This window comes from Aliidiomarina soli (genome assembly GCF_003986975.1).
GTDB lineage: Bacteria > Pseudomonadota > Gammaproteobacteria > Enterobacterales > Alteromonadaceae > Aliidiomarina > Aliidiomarina soli.
Map to the genome: position 1 here is coordinate 150,010 of NZ_PIPO01000002.1, position 20,904 is coordinate 170,913.

Consider the following 20,904-nt stretch of genomic DNA (forward strand, 5'->3'; position numbering starts at 1 on the left):
AAAGGAGCACCGCTATGAAAACTGTGACTGAGCAGCTCGCGAAGTACGCTTGTTATCACCGCAATAGAAAGAACATCGCAACCCATCTTATCGGTATACCGCTTATCGTCGTGGCGTTACTGACGCTACTTTCGCGGCCGTTACTATTTTCAGTAGCGGGGCTCGCAGTGACCCCGGCGCTGCTGGTTAGTATCGCCGCGGTTGTCTATTACGTTCGCCTGGACCGGGGGTTAGGGCTGCTGATGGCGGTGCTTCTGGTGCTGGCCTTATGGGCTGCGGCCGAATTTGCCGGGTTGACGACCGCTGCCTGGTTAAGTTGGGGCATTGGATTATTTATTGTGGGCTGGGTGTGGCAGTTCGTCGGCCACTATTTTGAAGGCCGCAAGCCAGCCTTTGTTGATGACATTGTTGGACTGGTTATAGGTCCGTTGTTCGTGGTTGCCGAAGTGGTTTTCATGCTCGGTTTACGCCGCTCACTGCGACATGATGTCGAAGACCGGGTGGCCGTATTGATGACCGAGGTTGAACAGAATCCTGATCAAGCGGCATCTGCCAGCGACTGAAACTGAAACTAAGTGCTGGCAGTGTCTCTGTTAGGGTACTGTTTAATCGTTCTCAGCGACGCGTTGGCGAACCACGCTTTCCAGGCTTGTCAGGCCATAGTCCTTACCACGTTCAATTGCTTCTTCCAGTTCCATATTGTCATGCCATACCGCGTGTAATGCGATCATGGCACCGACTCGGTTGGAGCTGGCGCAGTGTAAGAGTGCTGGTTCGTCACCGATGCGTTGCAAGATGGTATCGAGCACTTCCACATGCTCAGAATTTAAGTCCTCGCCGCTGGCGATAGGGATATGGTAATAGGCCATGCCACTGGCAGACACCCAGGCGGCTTCGTTAATGTCGCTGGATTCTTCCGGTGGGCGCAAGTCGACCACATGACGTACTCCTAAGTCAGCGAAGGCTTGCACTTGTGCCTCAGTCGGTTGTCCGGCGGTGTAGTGCATGTCATTCGGACGGTGAATATGAGAAACCTCCTGCACTGACGCCGGAATGCCTGAGGCCCAGGCTGGCATGCTTACAAATGCCGAAAACAAGAGTATTTTCAATATTTTAATCATCTTTACGTTTCTCCTTGGTGAGTCGCTACGTCAGTTATGACGTGGTTTCACTTAATGTTAGCAGGCAGTAATGAAATCTGCAGACGTGCGCAGTGAAAATTTACTGCTATGTTTTAGTTGGTATTAAATTGAACTGAACGAAAGGAGACATACATGTTAGGTTGGGCTCTGTTATTTTTCATTATCGCGATCGTTGCGGCTGTATTGGGGTTCGGTGGAATCGCAGGTGCGGCTTCTTCAATTGCTCAGGTGATTTTCTTTATTTTCATTGTTCTGTTGGTAGTCTCTTTGATTGCCAATGCAGTGCGAGGTCGCGGGCCTAAAGCCTGACCTGGTGTCTGAATCAGCTGATAGACTTGTCAAAACCCGCCTTGTGCGGGTTTTGTTTTTTCGGCGACTCTTCAGTACTATACGGGTATTCGTTAGGCCTGACATTTTGTCGTTGCTGCATTGAGGGTCCCCCTTGCCATTCTTAGTTATTTTACCCTTGCTTGGCTGGCTTGCAGTCAGTGTGATCCCGCCTTTATTCACGGTTGCTGAACCGGTTATCAATGCACTGGCCTCAAGCTGGGTCATCTGGCTCAGCCTCAGTGCGGTCGCCGCGTTGGCTGGGTTAATGCGGCAATGGTCGTGGTGGTATTGGCTGGGGTTAGTCGCCAGTGTCTTTTTTGTCTCTCAACGGGTACTGGCCGAGGCGCTCACCGAGGACGGCGTAGCGGTGTTGCAGGTATTTCTGCCGTTGTTAATGGTCGCCCTGGTATTGCTGCTGAGCCTGCTGCCGAAACCTCCATTATGGCGACCCCTTGGCCTTACTCTGCTGGCGGTTGTGGTCGGCTTGCCGCTGCTGTTGCTGTTATTATCACTTGCTGATGCCCAGCACTGGTGGGGCTTTAATCTGTTTGCCGCCCGCCCGTTGGTGGCTGGCTTGTCACTAAGCTGGCCATTGTTGTTGTTTTCATTGCTGGTGGTTGGGGTGTGGTTTATACCTCGGGCCAAGCGTAGCGGTCAGCCGCGAGAATGGACCGAACTGGCGGTCACGCTGCTTTTGTTGTTGATGTTACTGACCACGCAACAGCCGCAGTTAATGAATCTGGCGGCGTTTGCCCTGGCGCTGACTCTGTTACTCGGTCTGACCACGCAAATGCTCAATCTCGCCTACGTTGATGAGCTGACCCAGCTCCCAGCAAGGCGGGCATTAATGAATGAAATGCGTAAGCTCGGTCGGCGCAGTGCGGTGACTATGCTCGACGTGGACCACTTTAAAAAGTTTAACGACACCTATGGTCACGATGTCGGCGATCAGGTTTTGCGCTTGATTGCAGCTCAGTTACGCAAAGAACCTGGCTGCAAAGCATTCCGATATGGCGGCGAAGAGTTCACACTTATTTTTAGCCATGCGGATAAAGAGGAAATTACCCAACGGCTGGAGTCTGTTCGCCAGCGTGTAGCCAACTACCCGTTACGCCTGCGTTCGCAGCGGCGACCGGTGAGCGGTAAGAAAGGCCAGCAAAAACGTGGCGGCGGTGCTGGTAAGGTGAAAACAGTTAAAGTGACTATTAGCCTTGGCTGCGCGATTCGCCGGCCCGGCGAGAGTACCGATGCCATGCTGAAGCGTGCTGACAGCATTCTCTACAAGGCGAAGAACGCCGGTCGTAACTGTGCCCTTGTTTCTCTGTAAACTCGTTTAGCGCGCGCTATAAAGCTAAGGAATCGTCGACAGCAGCATGGCGCCGGCGGAAAAGGTTAGCAGGGCATAAACAATCTGTTTGAACTGCCGTTCGTTAACCCGTTTGTGGATGCGGTGACCAAGCCAGAAGGCGATTGCCAGCACTGGCAGGTAAGCCAGAATAACGGGTAGTACAGGTTGAATCAGGCCCTGTTGCCACATAATAGCCGAATAGGTCAGGTTCAGACCGAGCCAGACACAGACCAGAGTGGCGCGGAAATTGGCTTTGGCGATGGCAAAGGTATTCATAGAATACACCAGTAAGGGCCCGCCAGAGGCAAAAAGGCCGTGGGTGATGCCGGCACAGAATGTCCACCAGGGCTGCCACCACACTGGTTTCGGACGGGTGATTATGCCGCGCTGTAATTTGTACCATTCGCGTAGTGCAAACCATAACACCAGGACCGCGAAGGCAGCCTTGAGTGCATCCGAACTGAGCACCTGCAAGAGGGCAATGCCAAGCAACATACCAGCCAGCATAAACGGCAACATGCGTTTAAAAAGCAGCCGAAAGTCGATATCGCGGAAAAAACGGATAAATAGCGCGCTACTCATAAAGACACTTAATGGCACCAGAATGGGCAATAATTGCGGGATGGGGAACAATAGGCTGCCTAAGGCCACCGCAATAACAATGCTGCCGAAACCAGTTATCGATTCACTGGTAAAGGCAATGCCGACAAAGATACCGAGTACTACAAACTCCCAGCTCATACCTTCCCTTCGTTGTTACAGTTCACGTAAGTGACTAGCGATCTCAAAGACATGCTCGTCGTCGGCCTGCATGTCACGCAGTGCACTTTCCAGTTTCAGCAAATATTCGTCATTCGGCCCGCTCGGGCCGGTCGAGGATTTAATATGGCGGGCAATATCATAGGCCGATGCAGGACCGAGAAACGCCGCATTTTCCTCGGTCGCGATGTATACCAACCCTTGCGCCGTGTCTCCGTTATCGAAGGTCATTTCGGTGGTGAAGCGCAGGTAGCCGTTTTTCTCACGGTGGTCGAGGTGGTCAAATACCGCCGGGGTATTCAGGTAGGCCATTCCTTTGCAAATGGCACCGGGTTTTTCAATTAATGTGGCGACGCGGCCTGGAGCGTCCGGTGTCCCTCGATGGTCGTGGGACCCTTGCCAGAATCGGCGGGTCCAGTTTTCTATGTGAGCAGGGCGGCGTTCGAGGTAGTCAAAGTCAACTTTATAAATCAGCGAGCCGTAGCCAAACAGCCATATCTGTTGCTGGTCGCCAAACAGGTTACGGGACTGATTGAGAGTCTGGGTGTCGTGTGCCATGGAGTGCCTCTAGTTGAGCTGCGGGAACGGGCCTACCCAGATAATACCCTTGCAGACGGTCACAGTTAAGCTCTGTCAGTAAATCGAGCTGGGTTTTCGTTTCAGTACCTTCGGCTACCACTCGCAGATCGAGAGCATGGGCCATGGCTACAATGGTTCTGACAATCAATAAATCGTTTTGATTGCGCTCGATATCGCGCACAAAAAGCCGGTCAATTTTGAGTTCATCAACCGGCAAACGGCTTAGAATGCCGAGTGAGGAATAGCCGGTACCGAAATCATCAATCGCAATACGAAAGCCTTTATCCTTTAATTGCTGCAACAATTGAAGGCTGTGGTCGATGTTTTGCATCACAGCGGTTTCGGTAATCTCAAGCTGTATTTTACCTGCCGCAATAAGTTCAGCGGTCTGCGCATTGTGCGAAAAACGGCTGATGAAGGAGGCCAGTGCGTTGCGGTCATTAATATCGTGCGCTGAGACGTTAACCGACACATGATCGAGTTTGCTAAAAAGCTTCAGAGGGAGCAGGTCATCGAGCACCCGCTGACAGGCAAAGTCGGTTAACGCCCGGATAATACCCTGTTGCTCAGCCAGTGGAATGAAGACATCTGGTGGCACCTGACCGTGCAAGGGGTGCGACCAGCGGAGCAAGGCTTCTACACTAACCAGGCGCTGCCCACCGGCAGCGAACTGAGGCTGATAGACCATACTTAACTCACCGCGTTGTTCCGCCTGGCGTAGGTCAGCTGTTAGCTGAGCGCGTTTATTAATGCTTTCCCCATAGGACTCGCGGTACACGCAGCGCTGGCCGCGGCCCTGTTCTTTAGCCTCGGTCAGAGCCAGGTTGGCGGCGCTCATTAACTCTTTGCTGTGAGAGGCGTCCTGTGGAAAATAGGCAATGCCGATACTGCAGGTGGCGGCGGTTGGACTATGCTGACGCAGGCTTGTACCTGGCAGGCTGTCTTTGATCTCCGTTTGTAAGGTTTCCAGTTGAGTGAGCAAGCTATCGTGCGGCGACACACCGCGCAAAGCGATGCAGAATTCATCCGCAGCAATTCGGCTAATCGCAGCATGGAGCGGGAAATGGGTCCGCAGTTTCTCGGCAAACCCTTGTAACATCTGGTCGCCCTGACGTTGACCGAGTTGACTGTTGAGCTGGCGAAAATCGTCAATATTCACAACTACCAAGGCCAATGGCTGGTGGGCACTGCGAGCGGCCTCAAGATGCTCGGAGAGAACGTCACGAAACATATATAAGTTGAGAAGCCCGGTAAGGGCGTCCCGTTCATGCAGTTGCTGTTGACGGCGCAGCCAAACCCACGCCAAGAGGCCAAATAAAAGACCGGTGACGACTACATAGGCCCAGCCTTTATAGGTTTGCACACGCATTAATGCCGCCGGGTCGACAACCAGAAATTCGGCCGCTCTGTCAGAGAACAGGATCCACACCAAACCGATCAAAATATAAATCGCCGTCATTCGCATTGCGGCTTTGGCTGGAGCCATAGTGCCCCCTTTGCTGGAGTGGGAGGTTTGTATAATTTAGCAGCAGTTAATGTCTACTGTAGCAATGGAAGCGAGTTGTGGGAAGCTCGTTACGTTGTGGCTCGTTCGGTTGTGAAAGCCGTACTTTGAGCTAGCCTTGCTAGGTACCGTGTTTTCAGGCAGAGGTGGGAACAGCATGTTTATTGAAACGATCAAAACCGATGGACTGGCCCATTTATCGTATCTGGTTGGTGACCAGGAAGAAGCGGTAGTTATTGACCCCCGTCGCGACACCCGGGTGTATGAGCAACTTGCAGGTGAGCACGGATGCCGTATTCGAGCCATTTTCGAAACCCATCGTAACGAAGACTTTATTAGTGGTGCCCCGGTTCTGGCCAAACGAACCGGCGCCACCGTTTACCATGGCCCTAATCCGGAAGGCGAGGTGGCTTATGCAAGGATACTTGATGACGACTTTTCGATTCAGCTCGGGCGTTTGCGGCTCGACGTATTGACCACCCCTGGTCACACCGACGACAGCATCTCGATTGTGCTTTATGACACCGAGGCCGACAACAGTATCCCAACCGCAGTGTTTACCGGGGATGCGCTCTTTATTGGTGATGTCGGGCGGACTGATTTTTATCCCGACCGGGCCGAGGAGGTCGCCGGTCTGCTGCATGACAGCCTCGAGACGCTGGTGGCACTGGGAGACCATGTACTGGTCTACCCGGCGCATGGTGCCGGGTCAGTCTGCGGCGGTGGTTTGTCCGACCGCGAGTTCTCGTCTATCGGCCATGAAAGGCTAACGAATCCGGCATTGCGGCTACTCGGTGACCGGGATGCATTTATCGCCCATAAAACCTCTGAGCAGCACTATATGCCACCCTATTTCAAGCTGATGGAGCAACGCAACCTGGATGGACAGGCGCCTGTCCTGCAGCAGGAACTACCGGCACTGAGCATGCAGCAACTGAGCGAACTGAATGACTGCAGTTGGGTTGATGTGCGGGGGACGGAGTGCTTCAGTGGCCAGCACTTGGGCGGCACACTGTCCCTGCCGATAGGCATGATAGCTGCCTATGCCGGATGGTTATTGGACCCAGAGAAGTCGCTGGTACTGCTGGCTGAGAATGAAGCACAGGCGAACACTGCGTATGCGCATTTTTACCGTCTCGGCTTTGACAATGTGCGTGGCTACTGGAAACTGAATACCAATCAGTGGACCATTGAACGTGGGCAGGTTAATCAGCTTCAACATATCACCGCAGCGGCATTGGCGTCGGCCTTACAGGACGGGTCTGAGACCCAGATCCTGGACGTTCGTAAGCTCGATGAGTGGCAAGATACCGGAGTGATTTCCGGCGCCTATACCGCGTACCTGGGTCAGCTTTCCAGTAAGCTGGGCGGCCTGCGTTCAGACCGTCCGGTGGTTACCGTATGCGGTTCCGGCACGAGGGCAGTCGTCGCCGCCTCATTGTTAAAGCGGCAGGGCTTTGACCAGGTTAAAGTGTTGTGGGGCGGCATGCAGGCCTGGCAACAGAGCTATAGCACCGAGCCCTATACTGATTAAATTCAGGGGTTACTCCACTCGTTGCAGCATAGGCGGCAGGCAATTCAGTAATTGCTTGCCGTACCCCTTGGTCTGTAGGCGGCTGTCATAAATTCGCACTTCGCCATAACAATCCTGACTGCGCATGAGCCGGCCAACACATTGCACCAAGCGACGGCTGGCATCGGGCAGCGCGATCATAGCGAAAGGGTGCAAGCCCTGCGCTTCAATGAATTCACTTTCCGAGGCTGCAATCGGGCAATTGACGTCGGCAAAGGGCAGCTTGGCGATACCTACAAAGGTCAGGTAAGCGCCGGGTAGGTCGAGACCTTCTGAAAAACTTTGGCAGCCAATCAAAATCGAGCGCTTACCTTCATCAACACGCTTTTTATGGCGACGGACCAAGCTGTCGCGGGTGGCGGTGTACTGCACCAGGCTGTCAGCAGCCAGTGCCGCTGGCAACTTGTCGACAAAGCTCTGCATTTGTCGCTTGGACGCAAAGAGCACCAGTGCTGCTTTATGCTCGCCAATGTCGTTGCCAAAACGTTTGAGCATGGCACTGGTGTGCGCTGCTTCATTGTTAAAGTTCGGCTCGGGTAAGTCACGGTAGGTCACCAGCTGCGCTTTTTTGTAGTCAAAGGGTGATTCAATCACCAGAAACTGCACGCCATCTTTTTGGTACAGGCTCAATTGCTCGCTAAAGCGGCGGAAGCTGCCTAGTGACTGCAATGTCGCCGAGGTGAATATAGTGGCAAAGGCCGGGGTGACAATTTCACGCTCAAACTGGCGGCCAACCTGAATCGGCGTAGCACTTAGGGTAATATCGACCCGCAGGTCAGAATGGCGGGTTAACCAGCGCGCAATGCCCTGCTTAGGGTTAATTTCAGTTTTCAGTAACACACAGGCATTGAGTGCGCTTTCCACGGTCTGAGTCAGGTTGCGCAGGCTACCGAGGTAGTTTTGCAAGCGGCTGTCATCGCTAATTGCTTTTTCCTGCGCGTCTTTGATTTTCTCATTAACCTTCTGACAGGCTCCATTAAGCCCTTCTAGCGCTGGTTGCAGCTGCTCGCTTAACAGCAGTTGCAGTTGCTCCGGCAGAGCACCTTGCTCAAAGCGATGAACTGGTTTTTTAAAGGCGCTGGCGCGAGCCTCGCCTAAATAGCCATGCGCACAGTCAATGATCTGGCTGGCCGCGCTGCTCATCAGTTTAAAGTCATCCCGCATGCGCACGGCCAGGTTATCGACGTTGACCACATCCAGAGAGGCCCCGTTGACCAGACTTTGAATATGGTTCACCAGGCGGCCGCTGTTGCGATCCAGCTTCGATAAGAGTTCGAAGTTAAGCTCGGCGGCGAGAGAGCTGCGAAAGGTATCGCGAATATGGTGCGCTTCGTCAAAAACAAAAATACTGTCTTTCGCTGCTGGCAATAAACGCATTTCCGGCTGCACATGGAGCATGTCGGCGTAGAGCATGGCGTGGTTGGTCACAATGACCTGCGCGTCACGGACATCTTTACGGGCATCGAAGAAGGCGCAGTTGTCGTAGTGCGCGCAGTTGCGCCGTGAACAGGTGTCGCGGTTGGCATTCACCTGCGACCACCAGGGCTGCTCAAGGCTTAGTTTGCCGCGGTAGTCGTCTTTCAGGCCATTCCATTGATTGGCATCGAACAGGGTAATCAACTGCTCTACCTGAGTTCGATGCTTGCGCTGGTGCTGCACATCCGCTTCGTCGGTTAGCAGATCCGGGGCGTCCTGGTCGTTAACGAAGGTTTCGGCGTCACGGCGACAAAAATAGCGACCACGACCCGCCACAAACGCTTGTTCAAAATGCAGACCTGCTTTGCGCAGGCGCGGCAAATCATGATTCATGATCTGTTGCTGCAAGGCGACATTGGCGGTTGCCACCACCACATGCTTTTTCAGCTTAATCGCACTTACAATCGCCGGTAATAAGTAACCGAGGGTTTTGCCAGCACCGGTCTGGCCTTCAATCACCAGCGAGCGATGCGGTTGGTCGCCTTCCTGATAGACCCCAAATAACGTCTTAGCCACTTCAGCGAACATCGTCATCTGGCCTTTGCGGCTGGTAAAGCCAGGCGTGTCACGGAGCGCATTGAGCGTCTTTTGCATGCTTTGTTTTACATTGTCAGGAACCATCAGCAAAAGACCTCGGGTTAAGAAAAGACTGCGTTAGCAACGGGGCGCTAGTATACCCAAGCAAGGGGGTGCGTTGTAGCCTTTGTCAGGCTACACTAGCGCGGATGTGGAAACGACTGCTTTTTATTGTTTTATTACTGGCCTGCCTGCACCCGCAAGTGCACGCGGCGCATGCTCTGCTATTAGGCTTGCTGGTCGCCTTTGTCGGTGCCGCGCCGGTTAGGCTGAACACAGCAAAAGTCAGTAAAACCTTATTAGCCTGCTCCGTGGTGGGGTTAGGCTTTGGCGTTCAGATGAGCACCGCGGTGACCCTGGGCCGGGACTACGCGAGCTTACTGATTGGCTCGATTCTACTGACCTTGCTAGTGGCGTGGTGGGTCACACGCTGGTTAGGTGTGGCGCGAAAAACCGGCTTCTTAATCGGCGCCGGGACCGCAATATGTGGGGGCAGCGCCATTGCCGCGGTAGCTCCGGCCATTCGCGCCCGTAGCGAACAGATCGCGATAGCGCTTGGTTGTGTCTTTATCCTCAACGGCCTGGCCCTGATTATTTTTCCTGTCATCGGTCACTGGCTGGCGCTTGATCCGCAAACCTTTGGGGTCTGGGCGGCCGTTGCCATTCATGATACCTCGTCGGTGGTGGGCGCCGCGCAATCCTTTCACCCTGACTCACTGGCACCCGCGACCACCCTTAAGCTGGCCAGAGCCGTTTTTATTGTGCCGCTGGTGTTACTCAGCGTCTGGTTGTTTGCCCGCCAGGCACCTAAAGCCCGCCAGACCTTAAGCGCATTGCCGTCCTTTTTGCCCTGGTTTCTTGTCGCTGTGGTGCTCGCGCAGACGCTGCCGCAGTTAGCGTGGCTATTTGAAGACCTGGTATGGCTGGCGCAAAACCTGCTGGTTGTAAGTATTTACTTGCTCGGTGCGTCTATGCAGTTAAGCCAAATCCGCCAGGCAGGCATACGGCCAATTCTTCTGGCGACAGTACTTTGGTGTTTAGTCGCCAGTGGTTCTTTGTTGTGGTTGCTCGCGCTCTGAGCGCAGTAACACACTACGATGCTGCCCGTCAGGGTGCGACTCGCTGACTATCGCAGTTTGTTTTGGGGAAGGGGTGAACGCCAGTCGCTCACAGGCGAGGGCTACTGCCACTGGCCATGCTGCTACGCCTAAGTCCCCCGCCTGGCGTGCTGGGAAAAGCTGCTCGAGACGTTTATAGTTTCTGTTTCCCCAGTGATATTGAAAGCCCATAAAGGCCTGTAGCGTGTCATCCGGAGTCTGACAACGGCTATAGACCCAGCTGTCAGGTTCCTCAGTAAGAATCGACTGCACAAAGGGCGCGACGGACAGAGCCAGACCTTGATATTCTTTGCTACGTTGGTGCACAGGTTCACTGGTCCAGGCGCCCGGATAAAACTGCACTGCGCCATCCTGACCAGGTTGCAAACCCAGGGTAAACCAGCCCATCCCTTCACCAACCGCACGGCCATCAGGATATTGCTGTGTTCGCAAACGGCCTGATCGTAGCCACTCCGCCATCAACGGATGGCTAACCAACGAATCAACTCCAATGCAGGTTAACAGGTCGATATCGCCTCGTTGCAACTGGTCCAGTGCCCGCTCGAACTGAGTGAAAAGTTGCCCCGGGTACGCAGTGGTGACGCCCGGAACATCAATGCTTTCGCTAACCCCCTGATTAACCTCGTCGCCTTGGGGTTCTGCTGGATCAGGCAGCATCAGTATCACACTGTGGTTAGTGTTGGCTTTCTGTTGTACGACGTCGTTGACTGCTTCCCATAGAAACTCTGGGTTATCGCAGCAGGTTAATTGCACTGGCAGGTGACTTTCAGCATCGCCGGGCCGAAGCAGCGGTGTTGTCGGGTCGACTTTCATTAAAGGTAGCCGTGCCATTGTGGCGAGCAGCAGCGCCTCGGTTTTCATGCCTGTGGCAAGTAACACACCATAGTCGGTGACGTAGATATTAGTTTGCATCGTAAGACTCGTTAAACTGTGGGCCGACATGCGGTGATACAACCAGCCAGCCATCGTTTGCATCCATCATCACTGACTGCGTAGGTAACGCGGCACGGTAGAGTAAACTAAGCTGCTTTTTATCTGTATCAATCAGCAAGGTATCGCAGGCAAGTGTGTAAGTTTCAGCAGTTGCCTGCTGACGATAAAGACGGACTTGAGTGAAAGCACTGGGAAGTGTCAGCTCAACTGAGCGCTGTGAGCCAGCGAAAAACCCCTCCAGATACAGCTGCTCACCACCAGTAATAAAAGTCGGTAACTGCTGATCATCTGGCGCACAATGATGAACGCGAGGATCGACAGCGTCTCCCCAGGGGCAAACCGACTGATTAAGCGCCTGCTCTGAGAGCGGCTCACCAAGCCGACGGTAGCGAGGCGCCCATTGAACAGGCAATGGTGCATAACCAGCAGGTCGGTTTCCGCCGCTGAAATTCGCTTTGAACTCAGACTCATACTCTATGCAGGGGGCATCGGTGTTGTTCAGTAGGCGGCCGCCGGGGTTATAGCCCCGACCTGCGGGGTTATCGGCAAGGCGAGTACCTGTTTTGGGGTCCATGCCACCGTAGGTCAGTTCATAGGTAAGCGCTGTTGGCTGCAGCGGCTCAATCGGCCCTCGTGTGAGACCAGTCAAGCCGCGTTTCCAGCGGTGCTGGCCTACTACCAACAACGTTTTTCGCAACTGCCAGTCAGGGCCTTGCAGCGACACGGTTGTGGTCGTACTGGTATCATCCGGATGAGCCGGGTGCGCTGTGCCAAACAAATAAAACTCAGCGGTTTGCTTAAAAGGCCCCACCTCACTCGCTTGCAGCAGACTGCTCGCCGTTGGCTCGTCTCGGTAGGCGTCGGTTAACACCAGCGGAGGCTGTTGGTCAGCCAGCGTGAGGTGCCCGTCGAGATCAAAGTTGCAGGTTGCCTTAACAATGACCGTCTGTTGAGATCGGCGGTCGAGAGACCAACCGGGCAACAATAAGGCTGGGAGCCTGGATTCGTTGACTAAAACAGGCATCAGGCGACAACCTTGCTCATCGGAGCGTGCTTTAATCTGTCCACTAAAGTCCCAATCATTCGCTGTTGGGTTTTTGCGGTCATCAACGCCAGTTCAATCACGACATGCCCAGATTCACCTGACTCAGCCAGACGATAGAAAACAATCAGTTTATTTGAGTCCCGAGCAATATCGGTGATTTCGCTCAGTAGCAGATTGTGCTGTGGGGTCAGGCCCATACCGATTTTTAACTCGTATTCGTTGATGGTAGCGGCAGGGGTAAAGAAACTGATGAACCAAGCGACTGCAATCGTCCCAAGGATAGCGTAGCTAATGCTCTGCTCAAGCGAGACGTCCCAGTACTGTTGATTGGTTAATGATAAAGCGACACCTGCGGCTATCGCCAGAGTAGTAAGGAAGATGTATTTTTGCGTGTAGAAAGCACTGCTTCCAGTGTCTGGCTTTGGTTGGTTCTGAGTTGCCTGAGTAAGTTCATCGAGCGTTGCAAGCTGGGGGTTACGTTTTTCACCGCGAAGGATGATCAGAAGCTTTGCACCAGCCAGTGCAGATACTAAGCCAATGGGGAGAAATACGATACTACCAGCAATAATAAGAATTGCTCCCTTCTCCCGGTCGTGCAAAAAAATTAAAACCAGCCCAACACCACAGATAAGCAAAGAAGCGACGCTTAAGTAGAATGCATAGCCTAACTTGGTAGCCACCTCGCTATACCAAGGTCCGAAAGAAAGCGTCTCCTGCCAGACTATGTAAGCTGTAATAGTCATGACAAAGTTAATTAATACGCCAATTGTAGCTTGTTTCATGCTTGATGTTCTCCGCTCGTCTCACAATGACTGATTACTCAGGACTAAGCACTGTTGCTGAACTTGCCTGGTTGGAAGGACTTTTTAGTCGGGTTTGTAGGGTTCGATAAAGCTGATGCTGCGTTTCTTCATCCATGGCCGTCAAATAAATAGGGGCTTCCCATAATTTGCGGTCATCTCTGCGCTGAACGTGAAGGACAATCTTTTTCTTATCTCGATTAATGGCTCTCACGTCGCTAAGGAGCAGGTTGCTTTTTTGGGTAAGCCCCATGCCGAGCTTTATGTAGTCTTTGCCCACAGTCACGGTGGGTGTATAAGCGCTAATAAAATGAAGGACTAAACCGCCTATTAAAATACTATAAGTCGCTGAAATAGCGGCAGCGAAGTAAAGGTCAACTGCGAACAGGGCTACGATAGTAATCAATAATATGATTGTTAAACTCATAAAATGTTTGCGACTGTAAAAAGCTAGAGATTCTCTACTGGTCGTTGAAAGATCGGGGGCTGAAGGAGCAGAGGCTAAAGAATTACTCCGCAGTTTAAGGTCTTGCGCCTGTGCTGACTTCATAAACTTGGCACCACCCAGCAAAGCGATGAAACCAATAGGAATGAAAATGGCACTGCCTGCCATAATCAGAAAGGCACCAATTTTAGTTTTACTTTGAATAAGTAAAAATAGCCCTACGAAGGATACTAACCAGCAAAGTGCAGAGACATGAAAGAGGATGTAGTAAGCCCCCGCATCGATAGTAGGTTGCTGAGCTTCAAAATAAAATAGTACAACTATGATGAGATTAATGAATAGGCCGATGGTGACTTGTTTCATAATGCTTCCTGCTTAATGTGAACGTTACTGTTCTTTTGTTTACTTGAGTTAATGTCAGATCTCTTCTCTTCAAACTGCTGGTACCACCAATCGCGTCTTATGCCTGGCCAACCACCTTCTTTGAGACGAGTGCGTTCAAGAGATGCTTTATCCGGCATGCCATCCCCGCGCAATACCGAGGCGATGACTGCAGGCGGCTGGCCGACTAATTCACCGGTGCCTTCATCTTCTATTGAATACCAACGTGACACTGGTAACGGTGCGTTGGGATCATCTTTATAGTCAGGATCTGCCTTGGTACCTCTCAGGTGGGGCGGCAAGGTGTAGCTTTTATTCCACAGCCCAAACCAGCCAAAGCGAGCACGCACCGCTGGGCGAATTTGTTGCCAGTTGCCGTCGCTGTTACGCTCCCAATTGGACTCTGTGGGTAAGCGCTCGGGGTCAATCAGCGACCAGAGTTTTTTATATTTACTGACGGCTTTTTCAAAGTCATTATCGCCATATATTTCTAGCTCTATATCCAAATCATGTGAGCAGATAGCGTCCAGAGCAATGGATTGTTCCCGCGGCTTGGTCATGAAATCGACAATAAAGCGATAGACGGCTTCAGCACCATCTACGGTATAGCCATTATATGCTTTGAGTTCATGAGGTGCTTTGCTATCAAAATGGAACTTAAAATGACGGAACCAGCGCCGGGTACCATGCTTGTTGAAGCTGACAGGTGGCGGCAGTACGTGTAATTCCGTGTCGGTGGTCTCACCGAGGATACCGCTTGGCATGTCAATCACGGCGATGTCTGCATCGTCCCAGCGAATACTGTCCTGCTTGTGGCTGAGCCAGCGGGGTAGATGCACGAGTTTATTGCGCCGGTCAAAGACGATGTAATGGCTGAAGGGACTGTGGGCGTACCCAAAAAAGCTAATGTAAGCACATATAGTGGATGCACCGACCCCGTACCAGCTAAGCCACCACACAGGAGGTTCGCCCTCCAGGGTGAGAGTCGCCAGTAGGGCAGTAATGCCAAATCCCAGGCTCAGCAAGGCGATTATCGCCATGGGCAGTATCCAGGGCCGCCAGCCATAAATGAGGTAATCCCCGCGCAGGTCGCAAAAAACACCAATGGTTTTATCGGTGATGCCCTGATAGAGACGGTTGTAGGTTTTCTCGCCGATGAGCACAGCGGAGCCGTGCTCTTTGTTGTAGCGCCTGGAAGAAAGTATTTCGTTGGCATAGAAGCGAAACTTACGCTGTCCTTTGCCGTTATCGATGCCACGGTAGATAGGCATTAGTCGGTGTCCTGGCCCAAGCTTTTGCCAGCTACAGCCTGCTCGGGCTCGGAAGCGCTGCTCTCTGCGGTTTCAAACTGCTGATACCACCAATCAAAGCGTGTGCCCGGCCAGCCGCCTTTTTCAACGCGAGTGCGTTCAAGAGAGGCTTTGTCCGGCATGCCATCGCCGCGCAGCACCGAAGCAATGACCTCAGGGGGCTGGCCGACTAATTCACCGGTGCCTTCATTCTCAATGGAGTGCCAACGCGATACAGGTAAAGGCGCGTTAGGGTCATCTTTATAATCTGGGTCTGCCTTGGTGCCTTTCAGGTGGGGTGGCAAGGTATAGCTTTTATTCCACAACCCAAACCAACCAAAGCGAGCACGCACGGCTGGGCGAGTTTGTTGCCAGTTGTTTTCTCTGTCACGCTCCCAGTTGGGCTTTGTGGGTAAGCGTTCGGGATCAATCAGTGACCAGAGTTTTTTATATTTACTGACGGTTCTTTCGAAATCATTATTACCCAATTGCTCCATCTCTACGTCCAGGTCAATAGAGCATAAGGCATCCAAAGAAATATTCTGCTCCCGAGGCTTGGTCATGAAATCGATAATAAAGCGATAAACAGCTTCAGCCCCATCCACGGTATATCCATCATATTGCTTTAGTTGGTGTGGTGCTTTGCTGTCATCGTGAAACTTAAAATGGCGAAACCAGCGACGGGTACCGTTTTTATTAAAGCTTAAGGGGGGCGGCACAGCGCTAAGCTGTGTTTCAGTGGTTTCGCCAAGGATACCGCTGGGTACATCAAGAATCGCAATGTCAGCGTCATCCCAGCGAATGGTGTCCTGTTTGTGGCTGAACCAGCGGGGCAGGTGCACGAGTTTGTTACGCCGGTCGAATACTACGTAGTGACTGAAAGGGCTGGATGAGTACCAGAACAGACTAATATAAGTTGCTAAAAGTGATGAGAGTACACCAAAGGGCCAGGTTAAAGTCCAAAGAGATGGAGAGTGGCCTGCGAATAAAATGATAAGTCCCAGTACTAACTGACCAAGCGCAATAACACCCAACAACGCCATAGGGATAAGCCATGGTCGCCAGCCATAAATCAGGTAATCGCCGCGCAGGTCGCAAAAGACCCCGATGGTTTTATCGGTGACGCGCTGATAGAGGCGACTGTAGGTTTTCTCACCGGTGAGTACTGAGGAGCCATGCTGCGCACTGTAACGTTCAGATGCTAATATTTTATCGGCTTTAACAATATATCTTGGCTGATCAGTTCCACCGCGGTAGACAGGCATTAGTCGGTTTCCTTGCCCAAACTTTTGCCAGCTACAGCCTGCTCCGGTTTGAATGCGCTGCTCTCAACGGGTTCAAACTGCTTGTACCACCAACTTTGCTCAGATCCTGACCAACCGCCTTCCTTGAGGCGAGTGCACTCAAGGGAGGCTTTGTTGGGCATGCCATCGCCGCGCAATACTGAGGCGATGACCTCAGGCGGCTGGCCAATTAGCTCGCCAGTGCCTTCATTTTCTATTGAATACCAACGTGACACCGGCAATGGTGCATTAGGGTCGTCTTTATAGTCCGGGTCTGCCTTGGTACCGCGTAGGTGGGGTGGCAAGGTGTAGCTTCTATTCCACAGGCCAAACCAGCCAAAGCGATCGCGCACCGCTGGGCGAATTTGTTGCCAATTGCCGTCACTGTCACGCTCCCAGTTGGGCTCAGTAGGTAAGCGTTCGGGGTCAATCAGCGACCAGAGTTTTTTGTGTTTACTGACTGCTTTTTCAAAGTCATTATAGCCATATATTTCTAGCTCTATATCCAGGTCATGGGAGCAGATAGCATCCAAAGAAATAGATTGTTCCCGCGGCTTGGTCATGAAGTCGACAATAAAGCGATAAACGGCTTCGGCGCCATCCACGGTATAGCCATCATACTTTTTAAGTTCGTGGGGCGCCTTGCTGTCAAAATGGAACTTAAAATGACGAAACCAGCGCCGGGTACCATGCTTGTTGAAGCTGACAGGTGGCGGCAGGACGTGTAGTTCGGTGTCGGTGGTCTCACCGATGATGCCACTCGGCATATCAATCACGGCGATGTCTGCTTCGTCCCAGCGAATAGAGTCCTGCTTGTGGCTGAGCCAACGGGGCAGGTGGACGAGTTTGTTGCGCCGGTCAAAGACAATGTAGTGGCTGAAAGGGCTATGGGGGTACCAACGAAAACCAATATACGCACAGACAGCGGAAGCACCCACACCATACCAGCTTAACCACCACACAGGAGGTTCGCCCTCCAGGGTGAGGGTTGCAAACAGAGCTGTGATACCAAAGCCCAGGCTCAGCATAGCGAGAATTGCGATGGGTACCATCCAGGGCCGCCAGCCGTAAATGAGGTAGTCGCCGCGCAGGTCACAAAAGGCCCCAATGGTTTTGTCGGTGACATGCTGATAAAGGCGGCTGAAGGTTTTCTCGCCAGTGAGCACAGCGGAGCCGTGCTCTTTACTGTAGCGCCTGGAAGAAAGTATTTCGTTGGCATAGAAGCGAAACTTACGCTGTCCTTTGCCGTTATCGATGCCGCGGTAGACAGGCATTATGCAACTCCTATCGTGCTAGTGGAGAATAGAGGGCAAACTTGTGCTGTTTTGCGTGGCTGATACTCACAACCACTGGGCCCTTGAACGAGGACTTGCGGCTCGCTTCTGCTGTCAAGAGATTGCACTGCCAGGGCTTGTAATTGGGCCCATTTAGTTTGACTCATAGAGCCCACATTCTCTGAGTTCACAAGCGTAGCGGCGCGATAGTTCCACGTATAGCTCGCCGGGTCTTCCGGAATATGGAGCTGACCTTTGCCATCAGGGTCAAGTTGCAGTTCAGCACTTACGCGACCAAAAGTCCCAACCACATGCCGCTCTGGCACTTTAGTCAAAATGCGCAATCCCCTCGGTGGTAGACTTTGGTTTTGCCCAGCCGGGCTCTGGTTATGAAGCTCGACAACATGACACTGTTCAAGCGGAATCTCTTGGCCGCGTATATGAAGATGGCCATGAAGGGTTGAGTCTACAGGTGAAAATGCGCCCAATGAGACATTCAATTCAACAATGGCGTGAGTCTCAGCGCCTCTGATTACTGCCCAGCGAGAGTGCTCGTGCTCTAGCCGATGTACCTTAATTTCAGCATTGAAGTTGAAGAGTATTTTGGTGATTTCAGTTGATTCACTTTGTAAATCCAGCGCTTCAAATTGCCTCCAGTCGATGGGTGTTTTCTGAGTCAGGCTGTTGGTGGTTGCCTGGTAAAACTCGATATCTTTTTGGGGAGTGCTCGATGTTTCAGGCTGCCTAAATGGCAGGTTGCTCACCGCATAAGGGCGAGAGCCGAACCAACCATGGAGTACGGCTTGCTCTAGCGGCGAGTATTCAGAGAATATTCGCAGTGTGGTTCCTCCTGCGAAAATAGCAATACCAATCAAAAAGAGCCAAAGCGCAGGGCCAGCCGCAATAACGCCAATTACAATCAGGCTGGATGCTAACAATAAGGCAGCGCCTACGGCTTCAAGTCCGCCACCTATCATGACGCCTGTATTTCCACTTTGAAAACCTCGCCTTGCGTGCCAGATGCCAAGGGCTGTCTCGGCGACCCCTGCGACAATTATCAGGGTACGCATAATGACTTTGAAAACAACGTAACTGGCAATTTGTTTTATGCTGAGCCTACTCATAGCGCGTATTCTTCCGCGTGCAGTTAATCTGTTTTTATTTGCCGAACTCAGTTTCATAGCCTGAGTTTTTGGCATTAGTCTCTGGATCTTTTCCAGAACAAAAGCCGTGAATGAAGCAGTGGCAGCGACAGTGCTTAGTGTATCATCCATGTGCTCCCAGTTCGTATCTCTTGATTTTTGAAACGCAAAACGAGCATTCAAAGCTAACAGTGGCGCTAAAATACTCAGGCTGACGCTTTGCCAGGTACGCGATTCATCAAATGCTCGTAGCCATTCCCCGATACTGCGGCCTTCGGGCACTATTTGGAATGCTTGCTGTTTTCCTAAGTGGGCCACAGCTAGGGGGTAATTGTCGGATAAGTAGCGGTAGTATGCTCCCCTTGCAGGGACAGTGGCGTGATTCTGCCATTGATTTAGCTCAATCGGTGCCGTATACAGCGCGAGCGCCGCTGCTCGGTCTTTACCTATAAAGTCACCAAAGCGGACAATGACGGCGTCAAGAGCCTTCTGTACCTGATTGCCAAAGTAATGTGCGCGTGTCTCTGCATATTTGCTGACCAGTGAATCAAAGGTAGCTGGCAGCCGTGTGATCAATCCAATACGGTCAGCGATGTCCAGCCCTTGCAGGCGCTCGTCGTCTTCGCCGGGTAGCGGCAGGTCCGGTTCAGAGGTGCGGCGCATGAGCCATTGGTTGAGTGCTTCGTTCTCGCCACGAGCGGCCGCGTACACGGGGTGGTCATCTTTTTGCTCGTGATCCAGAATGCAGCTCAGCCAGGTCAGTGACTCAGGCATGAACATGTGCTCCGTCAGCTGCGTGAACATGGCGAGGCCGACTTCGTTCACCAGGATGTCGTCCGCATTCGTGTAGTCGCTCAGGGAGATGGTGAATTCAGCTTGCTGCAAGAGCGCGAGCAGGTTTTGTTCGGCGGTTTCAAGGTGTTCGGGCAGCGTTTCTTCCAGCGTGCTCCAGGCTGCCAGTAACTGCTGGTCATAACGCTCTGGGGCAAGGTGTTGTATCAATTCATTTGGGTCACCGCCGTCGGTCAGCTCTTTTATCATTTGCGCCAGGGCTAACGGACCGGTCTGCTGGCTCTGCTGCCCGGCATTCTGCAGTGCTATCAGCTCATCCTGTTTGTGCTTGAGGTCGCGGGCGTCCTGCAGCACATCGCTAAGAATCAGGTGCGGCAGGGTGATGGTCTCTGGCATCATCAATGGGCCGTCGCCGAACTCGGGCTGAGACGGGCCACTGAGTACATGAATGCGACAATCTTCGATGTCTTCATCGCTTAACGGTATCAGGCTGGTACGTTCCTCCAGCGCGCTGAGGGTGTCTTCGCTTTGCAAATCGCAGCTGTCTTCGGGGCTACGAAAATCCTCCGGATGCATGCCACCGAGCGCCTCAATTTGCTGCCAGCTCCATTGCACTTCTGAAAACGCGAGGCGGTACTCCGGGGTTTCGCCATTCACCCGGTAGGCGAGGGTTAAGTCTTCTGAACTTGGGCACTGAGCCGGACGCTGGTTCTCGCCAGCGTGTTTTTTCAGGTTCACGTCCAGCAAGTTGCGCTGGCGGCCTTGTGGTAAACGTATCTCCCGCCACAGGTAGCCGTCCTGAAAAATATACAGCCAACAATTCGAGCGCAGAGGCTGGGTCTGGCCGTCAGGCAGGCGACGCAACAAGCGCAGGGGCATAAACAGGTTGGGGGTATCGGCAAGTTCAGGTTCGGGGTCAACATCCGGTCGTGTCTGCCAGCTTGGCTGGGGCGCCACGGTCAATGGAATGTAGCACAACCCACCGCCTTGCTCGGGCAGGCGCATAAACGGGTTGGGCTGCTGCCCTTGGGCAAGCGCGAAACTAGCGACACCGACCTGGTTAAGCGAATTAATCTGTAACATGGCAATCCTTGTGTATTCAGTACGTCGTTCCG

General features: G+C 52.7%; 18 protein-coding genes. 5 read left to right on the forward strand and 13 right to left on the reverse strand.

What is annotated here, in order from left to right:
- Positions 1 to 14 precede the first annotated feature (14 nt).
- Positions 15 to 563 (forward strand): Mpo1 family 2-hydroxy fatty acid dioxygenase, encoded by a 549-nt coding sequence (locus CWE14_RS04410; RefSeq protein ID WP_126798284.1) that lies wholly within the window; start codon positions 15 to 17, stop codon positions 561 to 563.
- A gap of 42 nt (positions 564 to 605) precedes the next feature.
- Here CWE14_RS04410 and CWE14_RS04415 read toward each other — a convergent pair whose 3' ends face one another.
- Positions 606 to 1,121, reverse strand: a complete 516-nt coding sequence (locus tag CWE14_RS04415) for a protein tyrosine phosphatase family protein (RefSeq protein ID WP_126798285.1) — start codon at positions 1,119 to 1,121, stop codon at positions 606 to 608.
- Positions 1,122 to 1,274: 153 nt separating this feature from the next.
- Between CWE14_RS04415 and CWE14_RS04420 the strand changes: the two genes are divergently transcribed.
- A complete protein-coding gene (locus CWE14_RS04420; protein WP_126798286.1) occupies positions 1,275 to 1,451 on the forward strand; it encodes a DUF1328 domain-containing protein in 177 nt (58 codons plus the stop codon).
- Positions 1,452 to 1,584: 133 nt separating this feature from the next.
- The gene (locus CWE14_RS04425; RefSeq protein WP_241972321.1) at positions 1,585 to 2,799 is read left to right on the forward strand and encodes a GGDEF domain-containing protein; all 1,215 of its coding nucleotides are present in this window, start codon (positions 1,585 to 1,587) and stop codon (positions 2,797 to 2,799) included.
- Between the two features lie 24 nt (positions 2,800 to 2,823).
- Here the strand turns inward: CWE14_RS04425 and CWE14_RS04430 are convergent, their stop codons facing one another.
- Genes CWE14_RS04430 through CWE14_RS04440 form a run of 3 tightly spaced genes read right to left on the reverse strand, consistent with a single transcriptional unit; the run spans position 2,824 to position 5,644 of the window.
- Positions 2,824 to 3,561 carry a sulfite exporter TauE/SafE family protein gene (locus tag CWE14_RS04430; RefSeq protein WP_126798287.1) on the reverse strand — a complete coding sequence of 246 codons (738 nt, stop codon included), beginning with the start codon at positions 3,559 to 3,561 and terminating at the stop codon, positions 2,824 to 2,826.
- 15 nt (positions 3,562 to 3,576) lie between these two features.
- Positions 3,577 to 4,137, reverse strand: a complete 561-nt coding sequence (locus CWE14_RS04435; protein ID WP_126798288.1) for a gamma-glutamylcyclotransferase — start codon at positions 4,135 to 4,137, stop codon at positions 3,577 to 3,579.
- Positions 4,100 to 5,644, reverse strand: coding sequence for a putative bifunctional diguanylate cyclase/phosphodiesterase (locus tag CWE14_RS04440; RefSeq protein WP_126798289.1), 1,545 nt, complete (start codon positions 5,642 to 5,644; stop codon positions 4,100 to 4,102). Before CWE14_RS04440 ends, CWE14_RS04435 begins: the two co-directional genes overlap by 38 nt.
- 175 nt (positions 5,645 to 5,819) lie before the next feature.
- On the opposite strand from CWE14_RS04440, the gene CWE14_RS04445 reads away from it, so the two are divergent.
- On the forward strand, positions 5,820 to 7,196 hold the full coding sequence (locus CWE14_RS04445; protein ID WP_126798290.1) for an MBL fold metallo-hydrolase: 1,377 nt from the start codon (positions 5,820 to 5,822) through the stop codon (positions 7,194 to 7,196).
- A gap of 9 nt (positions 7,197 to 7,205) precedes the next feature.
- Here the strand turns inward: CWE14_RS04445 and dinG are convergent, their stop codons facing one another.
- Positions 7,206 to 9,332 carry an ATP-dependent DNA helicase DinG gene (gene dinG / locus CWE14_RS04450; RefSeq protein WP_126798291.1) on the reverse strand — a complete coding sequence of 709 codons (2,127 nt, stop codon included), beginning with the start codon at positions 9,330 to 9,332 and terminating at the stop codon, positions 7,206 to 7,208.
- A 104-nt stretch (positions 9,333 to 9,436) separates the two neighbouring features.
- Between dinG and CWE14_RS04455 the strand changes: the two genes are divergently transcribed.
- On the forward strand, positions 9,437 to 10,366 hold the full coding sequence (locus tag CWE14_RS04455) for a YeiH family protein (RefSeq protein ID WP_126798292.1): 930 nt from the start codon (positions 9,437 to 9,439) through the stop codon (positions 10,364 to 10,366).
- Here CWE14_RS04455 and CWE14_RS04460 read toward each other — a convergent pair.
- The 8 genes from CWE14_RS04460 to CWE14_RS04495 are packed head-to-tail and all read right to left on the reverse strand — an operon-like array spanning position 10,325 to position 20,872.
- The gene (locus CWE14_RS04460) at positions 10,325 to 11,317 is read right to left on the reverse strand and encodes a hypothetical protein (protein WP_126798293.1); all 993 of its coding nucleotides are present in this window, start codon (positions 11,315 to 11,317) and stop codon (positions 10,325 to 10,327) included. The genes CWE14_RS04455 and CWE14_RS04460 overlap by 42 nt on opposite strands.
- Complete coding sequence (locus CWE14_RS04465; RefSeq protein ID WP_126798294.1) at positions 11,307 to 12,362, reverse strand: DUF2169 family type VI secretion system accessory protein; 1,056 nt, start codon at positions 12,360 to 12,362, stop codon at positions 11,307 to 11,309. The genes CWE14_RS04460 and CWE14_RS04465 overlap by 11 nt, the downstream gene beginning before the upstream one ends.
- A complete protein-coding gene (locus CWE14_RS04470; protein ID WP_126798295.1) occupies positions 12,362 to 13,165 on the reverse strand; it encodes a hypothetical protein in 804 nt (267 codons plus the stop codon). Before CWE14_RS04470 ends, CWE14_RS04465 begins: the two co-directional genes overlap by 1 nt.
- Positions 13,166 to 13,199: 34 nt before the next feature.
- The gene (locus CWE14_RS04475) at positions 13,200 to 13,991 is read right to left on the reverse strand and encodes a hypothetical protein (protein WP_126798296.1); all 792 of its coding nucleotides are present in this window, start codon (positions 13,989 to 13,991) and stop codon (positions 13,200 to 13,202) included.
- On the reverse strand, positions 13,988 to 15,280 hold the full coding sequence (locus CWE14_RS04480) for a hypothetical protein (RefSeq protein ID WP_126798297.1): 1,293 nt from the start codon (positions 15,278 to 15,280) through the stop codon (positions 13,988 to 13,990). The genes CWE14_RS04475 and CWE14_RS04480 overlap by 4 nt, the downstream gene beginning before the upstream one ends.
- The gene (locus tag CWE14_RS04485; RefSeq protein ID WP_126798298.1) at positions 15,280 to 16,563 is read right to left on the reverse strand and encodes a hypothetical protein; all 1,284 of its coding nucleotides are present in this window, start codon (positions 16,561 to 16,563) and stop codon (positions 15,280 to 15,282) included. The genes CWE14_RS04480 and CWE14_RS04485 overlap by 1 nt, the downstream gene beginning before the upstream one ends.
- Positions 16,563 to 17,855: a hypothetical protein gene (locus CWE14_RS04490; RefSeq protein ID WP_126798299.1), complete on the reverse strand. Its 1,293-nt coding sequence runs from the start codon at positions 17,853 to 17,855 to the stop codon at positions 16,563 to 16,565. Before CWE14_RS04490 ends, CWE14_RS04485 begins: the two co-directional genes overlap by 1 nt.
- Positions 17,855 to 20,872 (reverse strand): hypothetical protein, encoded by a 3,018-nt coding sequence (locus tag CWE14_RS04495; RefSeq protein WP_126798300.1) that lies wholly within the window; start codon positions 20,870 to 20,872, stop codon positions 17,855 to 17,857. The genes CWE14_RS04490 and CWE14_RS04495 overlap by 1 nt, the downstream gene beginning before the upstream one ends.
- Positions 20,873 to 20,904 lie beyond the last annotated feature (32 nt).